Annotated in this window: 9 protein-coding genes; 1 reads left to right on the top strand and 8 read right to left on the bottom strand. The window is 59.6% G+C overall.

Annotated elements, in window-relative coordinates:
• Positions 1-46: 46 nt before the first annotated feature.
• Positions 47-523, top strand: coding sequence for a cyclic nucleotide-binding domain-containing protein (locus tag FHT86_RS21630; RefSeq protein WP_133709531.1), 477 nt, complete (start codon positions 47-49; stop codon positions 521-523).
• 111 nt (positions 524-634) lie between these two features.
• Here FHT86_RS21630 and FHT86_RS21625 read toward each other — a convergent pair whose 3' ends face one another.
• The 8 genes from FHT86_RS21625 to FHT86_RS21590 form a co-directional block, all read right to left on the bottom strand.
• On the bottom strand, positions 635-1,840 hold the full coding sequence (locus tag FHT86_RS21625; RefSeq protein WP_133709530.1) for an MFS transporter: 1,206 nt from the start codon (positions 1,838-1,840) through the stop codon (positions 635-637).
• A 121-nt stretch (positions 1,841-1,961) separates the two neighbouring features.
• Positions 1,962-3,104 carry a fumarylacetoacetate hydrolase family protein gene (locus FHT86_RS21620; protein WP_133709529.1) on the bottom strand — a complete coding sequence of 381 codons (1,143 nt, stop codon included), beginning with the start codon at positions 3,102-3,104 and terminating at the stop codon, positions 1,962-1,964.
• Between the two features lie 179 nt (positions 3,105-3,283).
• On the bottom strand, positions 3,284-4,654 hold the full coding sequence (locus FHT86_RS21615; protein WP_133709528.1) for an alpha-glucosidase/alpha-galactosidase: 1,371 nt from the start codon (positions 4,652-4,654) through the stop codon (positions 3,284-3,286).
• 18 nt (positions 4,655-4,672) lie between these two features.
• Positions 4,673-6,343: an ABC transporter ATP-binding protein gene (locus tag FHT86_RS21610; RefSeq protein WP_133709527.1), complete on the bottom strand. Its 1,671-nt coding sequence runs from the start codon at positions 6,341-6,343 to the stop codon at positions 4,673-4,675.
• Between the two features lie 13 nt (positions 6,344-6,356).
• Entirely contained in the window at positions 6,357-7,487 is a 1,131-nt protein-coding gene (locus FHT86_RS21605; RefSeq protein WP_133709526.1) for an ABC transporter permease, read from the bottom strand.
• Positions 7,487-8,497 (bottom strand): ABC transporter permease, encoded by a 1,011-nt coding sequence (locus tag FHT86_RS21600; protein WP_133709525.1) that lies wholly within the window; start codon positions 8,495-8,497, stop codon positions 7,487-7,489. The genes FHT86_RS21605 and FHT86_RS21600 overlap by 1 nt, the downstream gene beginning before the upstream one ends.
• 152 nt (positions 8,498-8,649) lie before the next feature.
• On the bottom strand, positions 8,650-10,737 hold the full coding sequence (locus FHT86_RS21595; RefSeq protein WP_133709524.1) for an ABC transporter substrate-binding protein: 2,088 nt from the start codon (positions 10,735-10,737) through the stop codon (positions 8,650-8,652).
• Positions 10,738-10,872: 135 nt separating this feature from the next.
• Positions 10,873-12,339, bottom strand: a complete 1,467-nt coding sequence (locus FHT86_RS21590) for an alpha-glucosidase/alpha-galactosidase (RefSeq protein WP_133709523.1) — start codon at positions 12,337-12,339, stop codon at positions 10,873-10,875.
• Positions 12,340-12,499: the final 160 nt, after the last annotated feature.

The following is a 12,499-nucleotide window of genomic DNA, read 5'->3' as shown; positions in this document are numbered from 1 at the left end:
ATTGCATCGGTGGTATTTGGGGCCTGACACTGGGGGTTTGAAGCTCATGCTTCTGAAAGATGAAGTCGAAATGCTAAAACGGGTGCCGATTTTTTCGCGCATCGCACCCGCGAAATTGAAGCTTTTGGCATTCACGTCGGATCGCGTCAGCTACAATGCCGGTCAGGCGCTATTTCATCAGGGCGACCAGGGCGATGCCGCTTACGTTGTTCTTTCCGGAACTGCTGATATTCTTGTCGATAGCCCGGCTGGAGAGATCAAAGTCGCTGAGGTCGATATCAACTCCATCGTCGGCGAAATCGCCATTCTCTGCGACGTCTCCCGCACCGCCACCGTCAAGGCGACATCGCCGCTGGAGGCGCTGAAGATCAGCAAGGAGCATTTCCTGAAGCTGCTCAGCGACTTTCCCGAAATGGCTGTCGAAATCATGCGTGTCCTCGCCGACCGTCTCAATCACACCACTTCCGAACTCACCGTCGCCCGCAGCCGCCAGAACCAGCCGCAGTCAATGTCGACGCATTGACGACGTTTCTCCTGCACCTTAGCGGGAGAAATTCGCGGATTGCCGTCTCGTAAGAATTGTTTCAAGTCGCTTTCGGATGCCGCCAGCGGACGTTTTGCGGGCCGCAATCATTTAAGCCAGTTCTGGTGAGGGGCGTGCTTTCCGGCCACCGAGCAGCACCACCCCAGCCAGGATGAATGCGAGGGCGGCCATCGTGCCGAAGGCTCCCGTACCCTGCCATCGGTCGAGCATCACTCCCATCCATGTAACCGATATGCCGCTTGCAAGTCGCGCAAGCATGGCCGCGATCGACCCGATCCGCGCCATATACCGGTCGGGGGTCGCTTCTGCTCGACGTGCGAGGTAAAGGACCAGGAAGAAGCCCTCGCTCGCGCCGATGAAGAGAGCGCCGGCCAGCATCCCGATTCGCCATGAACTTGCGACGAGCAATGCACCGCCGGCAAAGATCAAGAGGCTGATTGGAATAGCGTGGGTGATCTTTGCAAGATGCGGTCGGCCTGCAAGCAGCGTTCCGAAAACCGAACCCAGCGCATAGGCTGAGACGGCGAAAGACGCAAGGGCCGGCCCCGAAGCACCACCTTGCGAGCCTACATAGACGAAGCCCGTTATCGCGCCGTAGCCGATGATGCCATAAAGTGTCCAGTAAAGCTGAATCCGGCGGAGTGGCGCGACCTTTGTGAGGATAACAAGCCCGTCCGCGATCCGCGCCCAAATGGATTCCGTCCCATCATGCGCTTCCGGCGGTGGTATGTTGATAAAGATCAACCCCGACGCCGATACGAAAAACGATACGGCATCAACCACCAGGGCGCTGGCCAAACCAAACCAAGTCGCCAGTGCGCCGGCAACGAGCGGTCCCGCGATCCATGCGACCGACTCCGCCGCTTCGAACAGAGCATAGGCATTGGTCAGATCGTCATTCTGAACCAGTCTCGGTATCAAGGCGCTGCTGCCTGCTCCAAAGAGCGAAGAGAGAATGCTCATCAGCAGGGTGATCAGAAACAAAGAAGCCAGAACCGGCACATCGCTGAACCATAACAGCGGTATTGCGAGCATCAAGATACCGCGCCCGACATCGGCGAGAAGCATCGCCCGGCGGCGGTCGGCGCGATCGAGAACCGCACCGAAGGGTAGGTGAAAAATAAAATACGCAGCCGTTTCCAGCAGCGCTATCGCTGAGACATAGAGGGCAGAGCCCGTCAGATGAAGCACCAGCAATGGCATCACGACAATTCTCAGCGAGTCGCCGAGATTCGACGTGGCCTGCGTGAACATGAAGACAGAGAAATCCAGATTTTTCCTGATCAGGTTCAGCATCTAGGTTCAACTATTGTGCAGCCATTGGCGGGTATGGCCTCAAGAACAGTCACGCGCCTGGGCAACAGGCGCGCGCCGCCTCAGTCGGAGACCTTCTCCCCTGAGGGGAAGACGCATTGCCTTAGATCAGCCCTCGCCCAGCCAAATTGCGCATCAGATGCGATGTTCCGAATGTCCAGGGCGCGCACTCCGTCGACAGCAATACGCGATTCTTCAATGCGCCAAGCTTGTCGTTGGAGATGGTGACGATATCGCCGACCTTGTGGGTGAAACCCTGGCCGGGCGTGTCGCGATCTTCGACGGGGGCGAACAGAGTGCCCATGAAAAGGACGAAGCCGTCGGGGTACTGGTGATGGCGGCCGATGGTTTGAGAGACGAGATCGAGAGGATCGCGGCTGATTTCCTTCATCGACGAGCGTCCGTGCAGCACATAGCCCTCCTCGCCTTCGACCTTCAGGTCGAGATCGGCATTGCGCACGTCATCGAGCGTGTAGGTCTCGTCAAACAGCCGGATGAAGGGACCGATCGAGCAGGAGGCGTTGTTGTCCTTCGCCTTGCCGAGCAGCAGCGCCGAACGTCCCTCGACATCGCGCAGGTTAACGTCATTGCCGAGCGTCGCGCCCCTGACACGGCCCTGACTGTCGACGGCAAGCACGATTTCCGGCTCGGGATTGTTCCACTTCGAGATAGGGTGCAGGCCGACATCGGCGCCCGGCCCCATCGAGGACATGACTTGCGATTTCGAGAAGACCTCGGCATCCGGGCCGATGCCGACTTCGAGATATTGCGACCAGACGCCTTCTTCGATGAGCGCCGCCTTCACTTTGGCAGCTTCCGGCGAACCGGCCTTTAGGTTGCGCAGGCTGTCGCCGATAAGGCCCATGACCTTACCGCGGATTGCTTCGGCGAGATCGGGGTTACCGGCGGCGCGTTCCTCGATGACACGTTCAACCATCGAGCGGGCGAAGGTGACGCCGCAGGCCTTGATTGCCTGCAGGTCGATGGGAGCGAGAAGATGGATGGCTGATGTATCGGCCTTGGTGGCAAGCAGGTCATCGAGCTTGGCGATGGCTTCGCCCTTCTGCGCGCGGACAAAACCGACCGGATCGTCTTTTTCCAGAAGGTCGCGCATGGTCGGCGCTTCCTTCGAGGTGATGTCGTGAAGCGCGCCGTCGCGGACGACGACAAGCGCTGGCCCCTTCACATCAGGACGCCAGATGCGGCCGACAAAGGTTCCGGTGCTGAAGATGTCTGAACTCGCCATGTGTTTGATCTCTCCCAAGGTTCGCGTCGTTTTTAGCGCAGGCGGCTAGGCTTTGCCACCTCGGATCAGCTTGAAGAATAGCGGATTTTGGATTTTCACCTTCTCCACGATGGAGAAGAGGTAAGGCCCCGCAGCAATGCTGCGAGGCCCTTTCGGCCGTAAAACCGGGAGAGAATGGTTTAAGCGGCCTGAACCTTGCGGTCGCTGCGGGCCCATTCCGGCAGCCAAGTGCCGTGGGTGGCCAAGAGCTCGTCGACCAGCGACCAGATCTGGTCGAGATCAAGCTCGGCAGCCGTATGCGGGTCCATCATCGCCGCATGGTAAATGTGCTCGCGGTTCTCAGTCATCAAGGCCTGTACCGTCAGTTCCTGCACGTTTATGTTGGTGCGGATCAGCGCGGTCAGTTGCGGCGGCAGATCGCCGATGAAGGTCGGCTGGATGCCAGAGGCATCGACCAGGCAGGGAACCTCGGCGGCGCAATTGGAGGGCAGCGAGGTGATGCAGCCATTGTTGCGGACGTTGCCGTAGATGACCGAGGGTTCACCGGTCCAGACCGAATTGATGATCGAAGAGGCGTATTCCTTCGATTGAGCCACTTCGATTTTATCGGCGCTGCGATATTGGTCGGCCTGGTTTTTCCAGCGCGCGATCTGCTCGATGCAACGCTTCGGATATTCGTCGAGCGGAACACCGAATTTTTCGATCAGGTCCTCGCGGCCTTCCTTGATGAAATAGGGCGTATATTCGGCGAAATGCTCCGAGCTTTCGGTGACGAAGTAGCCGAGCCGGGTCAGCATCTCGTAGCGTACCTTGTTCGGGCAGCGCGGGTTCCAGCCGGGCTTTGGCGCCCGTCCCTCACGATAGGCACGCACGAGATCAGGATAGAGATCGCGGTAAGAACCGTCCGCCTGGCGATGCTCGAATTTCAGGTAGAAGGCCATATGGTTGATGCCGGCCGAGCGATAGCGGATTTCCTCGTAGGGAATGTCGAGATCCTTGGCCAATTCCATCGCCGTACCCTGCACGGAATGGCAAAGGCCGACCTGCTTGATCGTCGGATATTTCTCGGAGATCGCCCAGGTGTTGATCGCCATTGGGTTGACATACTGCAGCATGACGGCCTCGGGGCAGACGGCCAGCATGTCCTCGCAGATCTTCCAGAGATGCGGCACGGTTCTGAGCCCACGCATGATGCCGCCGACGCCGAGCGTATCGGCGATCGTCTGGCGAAGACCGTATTTCTTCGGCACTTCGAAATCAGTCACCGTGCAGGGTTCGTAACCACCGATCTGGAAGGCGACGACGACGAAATGGGCGCCGTCGAGCGCTTGGCGCTGATCGGTGAATGTCTCTACCGTAGCGGAAGCGCCGAGCGTCGAGGCAAGCTTGCGGGCGACGATGGCGCTTTCTTCCAGCCGTTGCGGGTTGATGTCCATCAACGCGATCCTGGCGCCTGTCAGCGCCGGCCGTTGCAAGACGTCACCGATGATGTTCTTCATGAAAACGGTCGAGCCGGCGCCGATGAATGTGATCTTGGGATTGCCTGTCATTGTAAAATCTCCTGAATGCTAGGATGCCACCTCGAACGCCGCTCTGACGAGGCGCTCGGTGTAAGCTGTCTTGGGATGGGAAAGAACGTCGTCGACCGGCCCCTCTTCCATGATCTTGCCGTGCTGCATGACAATGACGCGATGGCAAAGGGCGCGGACGACCTTGAGGTCGTGGGAGATGAAAAGATAGCTCAAGCCCCGTTCGTCCTGCAACTTGCGCAAGAGATCTATAATCTGAGCCTGGACGGAGAGGTCGAGCGCCGAGGTCGGCTCATCGAGCAAAATGAATTCCGGTTCGAGCGCGATGGCCCGCGCAATGGCGATACGCTGACGCTGACCGCCGGAGAATTCATGCGGGAAGCGCGACAGGATGTTCGAGGGCATGCCGGCGCTGACCAGCGCCTCCTTCACCCGCTCCAACCGCTCGGCCTTGTTGGCGCCGATATTGTTGACCACCAGCCCCTCGGCGATGATCTGACCGATGGGCATGCGTGGGTTGAGTGAGGAGAACGGATCCTGGAAAACGACCTGCATGCGCGAGCGTAGCGGCCGCATCCCGACCCGCGAACGGCCGTGGATCGCCTGCCGGTCGAAATAGATCTCGCCGCTATCGGCATCGATCAGCCGCAGCAGCGCCTGGCCGAAAGTGGTCTTGCCGGAGCCGGATTCGCCGACGAGCCCCAACGTCTCGTGCCGGCGAAGCTCCAGGCTGAGGCCATCGACTGCGACCAGTTCGCGCAGGTCCGGTTTGAGGAAAGTGCCGTGGCGCAGCATGAAGGCGACCTTGACTGATCTACCCTCGAGGATGGTGTCGCAGTCGGGCGGTAGCGGCTTCGCCTGCCCTCGCGGCTCGGAGGCAAGCAGATGCTGCGTATAGGGATGTTGCGGACGGGCGAAGAGCTCTTCCGTCGTATTGTGCTCGCGCATCTCGCCGTGCTGCATGACGTAGACGTAGTCGGAGAATTGCTTGACCACGGTTAGATCATGGGTGATCAGGATCACCGCCATGCCGAGTTGCTTTTGCAGGTTGCGGATCAAATTCAGGATCTGTGCCTGCACGGTAACGTCGAGCGCAGTCGTCGGCTCGTCGGCGATCAGCACGTCCGGGTCGTTGGCGAGCGCCATGGCGATCATCACGCGCTGGCGCTGACCGCCGGAAAGCTGATGCGGATATTGCTTGAGCCGCGCTTCGGGATCGGGGATCTGCACTTGCTGCAGCAGAGCCAGCGCCCTCCTCTCGGCCTCGCGACGGCCGGTCTTGCGATGGACGCGGATCGCTTCGACGATCTGGCTGCCGATCGTATAGATCGGGTTCAGCGAGCTCATCGGCTCCTGGAAGATCATCGATATGCGATCGCCGCGCAGTTGCCGGCGAGCGCGCTCGGAAAATTTCAGCACATTCTTGCCGTCGTAGCTGACGGTGGATTTCTCCGACACGACGGCGCGTTTGGTGAGCAGGCCCATGACGGTGCGGGCTGTCACCGATTTTCCCGAACCGGATTCGCCGACGATCGCGATGGTTTCGCCGCGATAAAGCTGGAAGGAGATGTCCTTGACGGCGTCGACGATGCCATCCTCGACCTTGAATTTGACGGCGACATTGCGCGCGTCGATGACAGGCGGCACGGTCTTGCCGGCAGCATCGAGCCTGATATCGGGGGCGAAGGGATTGACGAGTGCGAGAGCCATGGTCCGTCTCCTCTCAATAGGGATCGATCGCGTCGCGCAAACCATCGCCGAGCGCATTGAAGGCGAAGACGGTGATGAGCACGAAGGCGACGGGCGAGAGGATCCAGGGATAGGAGCCAATGACCGAATAGGTGGATGTATCCTGCAGCATCAGTCCCCAGGAGATCAGCGGCGGCTTGACGGCAAACCCCAGGAAGCCGAGGAAGGATTCCAGCAGCACGACGCTCGGGATTGCCAGTGTCACGGTGACGATGACGTGGCTCATGACGTTCGGAAAGATGTGCTGAAGGATGATCCGCCGGTCGGTTGCCCCGACCGCCATGGCGGCGCGAACATAATCGATCCGCGCCAAAGCCAAAGTCTTACCACGCACCTCGCGCGACATCTGCGCCCAGCCCAGCGCCGACATGACGATGATGACGAAGGCCAGGAAGACGTTGGTCGGTGCTGTCACGGGGATCAACGAAGTCAGCGCCAAATAGAGCGGCAATTGCGGAAAAGCCAGCACCAGCTCGACGAAACGCTGGACCCAGGCATCAAACGTGCCACCAAAATAGCCGGAGACCATGCCGACCGTCGTGCCGACGACAGTGACGAGGAAAACGACGGTCAGTGCGATCATCAGCGAAATGCGCGAACCGTAGATGGCACGGGAGAGCACGTCGCGCCCGAACTTGTCGGTACCGAGGAAATGCACCGGCTGCCCGTCGGTCGAGCCGAAAAGGTGACGGTTGCCGGGGATCAGGCCAAACAGGTTATAGGGGGCGCCCGCGACGAAGAAGCCGAGCAGACGCGGATTGTTGTAGTCCGGCCCGACCACCGGCTGGAATGTGACCGGATCAAGCTCATCGGTTTCGGCGAGCGCGTAGACCCGTGGCTGGAAGACGAAATTGCCGTCCTTGTCGTGGAAGCTGATCACCTGTGGCGGCGCAAAGCCGGTATCGGTCGCCTTGGGATCGTCGGGTGCGACGAACTCGGCGAAGAGCGACATCAGCAGCAGGAGGATGACGAGGATCAGGCCGCCCATGCCTGTCCAGGAGCGCTTCAGGCGACGCCAGACAAGCGCGACGTAACTCTCATTGCCGCTTTTCGGTGTAATCTTGTCGTCATCGAGCGATGGTGAGGATGTGCTGAAGGCGAGCATCAGTGGATCCCTCCCTGTTGGCGGACGCGGGGATCGAGCAGGGCGAGCAGCATGTCGGCGATGATATTGCCGACGATCAGCGTCGCCGACAGCACCATCATGAAGGTGGCGGTGACATAGACGTCGCCGACCGCCATCGAGCCGACGATCGCCGGCCCCACAGTCGGCAGCGCGAAGATGATGGCGGTTTCGATCTCGCCGGTCAGCATATAGGGCAGAACGACGCCCTGATACATGACGAGCGGATGCAGGGCGTTCGGCACGGCATGCCGCATGACGACGGCGGCGCCGGACAGACCCTTGGCGCGGGCAGTCTCGACATACTGCGCATTCAACGTGTCGAGGAGATTGCCGCGCATGACGCGCATATTATAGGCAAGCCCGCCAAAGGTAGCGATCGCCACGACCGGCCAGACGTGCTTGACCAGATCGACGAATTTGTCCCAGGACCATGGCGCGCCGCCGTATTGCGGGGAATAGAAGCTGCCGATTTCCGAGACATTGAGCTGGAAGACGAGGATATAGACGATGATCAGCGCCATCAGAAAGCGCGGCACCGTCATGCCGAGGAAAGAGATGCCGGAAAGCAGGCTGTCGATCCAGCTATATTGTCTTGTGGCCGCCCATATGCCGAAGCCGATGCCGAGGACGGAGGCGAAGAGATGGCATACGAGGGCGAGCGCCAGGGTCCGCGGCAGACGCTCGCCGACGACGTCGGCCACAGGCTTGTTGTAGAACATGCTGTAGCCGAAATCGCCCTTGGTGACTATGCCACCAATCCAGTTGAAATATTGGACGACCAGGGGCCTATCGAGCCCGTGTTCGTGACGGTAGATCTGCGCCTGGGCATCGGCCTGGGCAAAGGACGCACCGCCCTGGTTCATCAACTGCGAGCGAATGAAGTCCGCATAGTCGCCGGGCGGCGCCTGGATGATGGCAAAAGTCACCATGCTCAGGATGATCAGCACGGGTATGGCAGAGGCTATGCGCACGAGCAGGAATCGCAACATGGAACGGTTCGCTTCTCTTCTTGCCGCGGCGGTCTGCATCCCGAGGATAGCACGGACCGGCTGGGTTCACCTTTGCCCGGCTGCATCGTGATGCAGCCGGAATTCTTGTCAGAGGGCAGACAGCCGGCCTCACGGCCGGCAGCCGTGCTCAGTTAGTTGATCGGACCGGCGCTACCCGGCGCGCCCGGAAGCTGCTCGGGGAACAACTCATACTTGCCCTGCTTGTCGGCCGCGACCCACATGCGCTCGCGAATGATGGAGTCCTCGGCCCAGTTGAACATGAAGATCGGCGTACCCGGAGGCACGTTCGAGAAGCGCTTGTTGATGATGAGCGCGCCCGGATATTCCGTCAGACCGATATTGTAGAGATGCTCGGTCGAGATTTTCTGGTATTGCTTCATCAGGGCCACGCGCTCGTCGCTGTTCTGCGAGGTCGTGAACTTGTTGACGATATCGACCATTTCCTTCTCGAAGGGCATCAGGTCCAACTGGCCGCTTTCGGGCGCGCGGTGGTTCCAGCTCGTACGCGGGCCAACCGGAGCAAGCTGTTCGGTGTTCTGAACTACTGAGGCCAGTTCCGTGCTGTTGCGGCGGACCATCCAATCGAATCGGCCGCTATAATTGGCATCGTCGCGCTTCGGACCATCGAGTGCATTGATGATGACCCGCAGCCCGAGCTTCTCCATCTGGCCTACGACGCCTTCGGCAAGGCTCTTGTCTGTGGTGTAGTCGTTGTTGACCAGCAGGGTGATTTCGACGTCCTTGCCGCCGGCGACCCCGGCCGGGAAGTTGACGATGCCGTCGCCATCCGTGTCTTTCAGGCCGGCTTTCGCCAGCTCAGCCTTCGCGCCGGCGAGGTCGAAGGGATAATAGACCGTCGAATTGCGATCGTAGAAGCTGGTGCCCGAGGACAGGCCGCCCGGATAGATCGCCGTGAACGGCCCCTTGACTAAGGAGTCGCCAATCGCCTTGCGATCGAGCGCCATAGTCACAGCCTTGCGGAAGTCCTCATTGCGATTGAGCTCGCGGATTGCCTGGCCGCGTGCGTCCGGGTTACCCCAGCCGTTGGCGGAGAAGTTCATCTGCAAGTTATAGCCGATGAGACGCGGTCCGAACGCGAGACGTGCCGGGGCATCCGGCTGGGCGGCGCGCTTCAGCGAGGCAACGAAGTTTTCCGGCTGCTCGAGATTGGAAAGGTCGCCAGAGCCAGCAACTGCCTGCACGTCGCGATCCGCCCAAGTCGAAAGCTTGTAATGCAGCTCATTGAGATAAGGCAGCTGATTACCCTTCTCATCGACCTTCCAGTAGTAGGGATTGCGGCGCATGACGATAATATCATCGGAGCGGTATTCGACCGGCACCCAGGCGCCCATGACCGGTATATTCATATATTCCGGCGGGAAGGCATTCTTGAACTGGTCGTATGTGTTCTTCGAATATTTCGGATGCTGCGGCTTAAGGATATGCGACGGACCCGGGCAGAAATTGGGATAGGCCATCGTGTAGAGATATTGTTTCGGGAAGGCGTCCTTGAAGGTCCACTCGATCGTATAGTCATCGATCTTCTTGAGGGTCGTTCCCTCGCCGAATGCTTCCGGCGATGCACCGCCGCCGAGCGGGGAAACATTCGGATCGATGACCTCGTCTTCCCAATAGAACATTATGTCGTCGGCGTTGAAGGGTACGCCGTCGGACCATTTCGCGCCTTCGATCAGATGCATGGTGAGCTTATGGCCATCCGGCGACCATTCCCAGCTCTTGGCGAGATTCGGTAGCGGTTCGGTGTCCTTCGCCTCCACCTGGAAGAGCGGCGCGGTGCGCGTCAGGCACTCGGACAGGCCGATATCGATGCCGCCCCAACCCTGGGTCTGGCCGGCGCCGTAGTTCCATCCTTCCGGCCGGCCGCCGATGACATGGCGCAGCGTGTCGCCATAGACGCCCATACCGTCAGGCATGTTGCCGGTCTTGTAGACGAGCGGCTCCTTCGGCAGGCGATCCTTGACCGGTGGCAACTTGCCGGTCTTGACGAATTTCTCGGTGACCCAATCCGGCTCGTGATATTCCGGCAGCGCCTTGAACTCCAGAATGGAGTCTCGTGCTACATATTTGATCTTGCCTTCGGCCGGGAAAACTGGCGGCACGGGCGGCACCGTCGGTTCGGATGCGTAGGCGCTCATGGCGATTGCGGATGTGGCAATCGTCAACGCCGCAAGAATGCTGATCGGTCGAAAATGTCTCATCTTTTTCTCTCTCCCATTGTCGCGAGCGCCCCGTGGATGCGCCGCACTCCTCCATCGAACGGGAACCGGCTGGTGTCGCGACGGGTCTCCTCCTGAAAACCCCGTCGCAGCCAACATGTCCCGGATTTCCATTCGCTAACCGGCCTGCGTCATGGCCGCTTTTTCCGCTCTTAGCTCCTCGATCGAGCGTACGTTGCGGCTGGCCGCACCCTTCCACTCGCGGGTTTTCACCTTGCCGCGCGACAGACGATCCTTGGCGCCTTCGACGGCATCTGCATATTGCGGCAGCCAGCGGGCCTCGGCGACGACCATCTCATCGACCATCTGCCAGACTTCCTCCGGCGTCGATACGGCGCCGACCAACGGATCATGAAGAACCGCAAGCTTCAGCAGGTCAAGATCGCCGCTTACTGCAGCGTGAACCGACATGCGCTGGACATTGATCGAAGAAATGCAGGTTGCGGCGCAAGCTTCCGGCAGCGTGATCCCGGCCACCATGTTGATGCCGAAGCGATCGACGAAACCGGGCGATTCAATGATGGCGTCAGCAGGCAGATTGGTGATCACGCCGTTGTTCTTGACGTTGAAATGGCCGCGATAGACGCGATTGGTCTCCAGCGCCTCGAGAATATGGCTCGCATGCTCGTTCGAGCGCTTGGCTGGATCGATCGGCTGAGACGCGCTGTCGAGGATCTGCGGGAATTCCGTCTCGAACCAGTTGCGGGTTTCAGTGGAATGGCGAAGATAGCCGCCGGTCTCGCCATGGATCCAGTCGGACATGTCGATCCATTTGTTGATCTCGTCAGGCCGCTTGCGGTACCAGGGCAGGTATTCGGACAGGTGGCCGTTGCTTTCGGTGGAATAGACGCCGAAGCGCTTCAACACGTCGATGCGCAACTTCTCCTGCTGCGAAAAGACCGGATGCGCCTCGAAAGCGGCAATCAGTTCGTCTTTGCCGATTTTGCGGCCGTTAAGACGCAGATCGACGAACCAGGTCTGATGGTTGATACCGGAGCAGATATAGTCGAGTTCCGATTTGTCCTTCGCGCCGAGAACCTCGGCGATCTGTTCCGCGCCGTGCTGGACGCCGTGGCAGAGGCCGATCGTATCGACCTTGCCGTATTCGATCGCCGCCCAGGTATTCATCGCCATCGGGTTGGCATAGTTCAGGAACTTCGCGCCAGTTTCGGCGACGGCGCGGATATCCTTGCAGAAGTCGAGAATGACCGGAATGTTGCGCTGGCCGTAAAGAATGCCACCGGCGCAGATCGTATCGCCGACGCATTGATCAATGCCATATTTCAGGGGAATGCGGATGTCTTCGGCATAGGCCTCAAGCCCGCCGACCCGCACGCAACTGATGACGTAGCGCGCGCCATCCAGCGCCTTGCGGCGCTCGGTCGTAGCGGTGACGCGCGTAGGCAACTTGTTCGCCTCGACGATCCGGTCGAGGATCGCCTTGATCATCATGAGATTGTGCTCGCTGACATCGGTCAGCGCAAATTCGATATCTTGGAACTCCGGTACACAGAGAATGTCGGTGAACAGTTTTTTCGTGAAGCCGACACTGCCTGCGCCGATGATGGCGATTTTGAAACTCATGATCCTCACCTTGAAGTCGATCAAACAATCAGCAGCGGAGAAGAGGATGGTGTTTTCAGCCCATGATCGTACCGATAGTGCGGCAAGGGTAAAATCAGCACCTTCTCCTCCTTCTGCCGGTCCTCATCGGCAGGTGCATGCTGTTTTCTGGCCGGGATTA

Source organism: Rhizobium sp. BK313, assembly GCF_014193655.1.
In the GTDB taxonomy this organism is placed as follows: Bacteria; Pseudomonadota; Alphaproteobacteria; order Rhizobiales; family Rhizobiaceae; genus Rhizobium.
This window is presented reverse-complemented; position numbering and strand designations above follow the sequence as displayed.

Excerpts from the sequence above, each read along its gene's own strand:
- FHT86_RS21625 (WP_133709530.1), bottom strand. The coding sequence starts at position 1,840 with ATGCTGAACCTGATCAGGAAAAATCTGGATTTCTCTGTCTTCATGTTC.
- FHT86_RS21600 (WP_133709525.1), bottom strand. The coding sequence starts at position 8,497 with ATGTTGCGATTCCTGCTCGTGCGCATAGCCTCTGCCATACCCGTGCTG.
- FHT86_RS21595 (WP_133709524.1), bottom strand. The coding sequence starts at position 10,737 with ATGAGACATTTTCGACCGATCAGCATTCTTGCGGCGTTGACGATTGCC.
- FHT86_RS21615 (WP_133709528.1), bottom strand. The coding sequence starts at position 4,654 with ATGACAGGCAATCCCAAGATCACATTCATCGGCGCCGGCTCGACCGTT.
- FHT86_RS21620 (WP_133709529.1), bottom strand. The coding sequence starts at position 3,104 with ATGGCGAGTTCAGACATCTTCAGCACCGGAACCTTTGTCGGCCGCATC.
- FHT86_RS21610 (WP_133709527.1), bottom strand. The coding sequence starts at position 6,343 with ATGGCTCTCGCACTCGTCAATCCCTTCGCCCCCGATATCAGGCTCGAT.
- FHT86_RS21605 (WP_133709526.1), bottom strand. The coding sequence starts at position 7,487 with ATGCTCGCCTTCAGCACATCCTCACCATCGCTCGATGACGACAAGATT.
- FHT86_RS21590 (WP_133709523.1), bottom strand. The coding sequence starts at position 12,339 with ATGAGTTTCAAAATCGCCATCATCGGCGCAGGCAGTGTCGGCTTCACG.
- FHT86_RS21630 (WP_133709531.1), top strand. The coding sequence starts at position 47 with ATGCTTCTGAAAGATGAAGTCGAAATGCTAAAACGGGTGCCGATTTTT.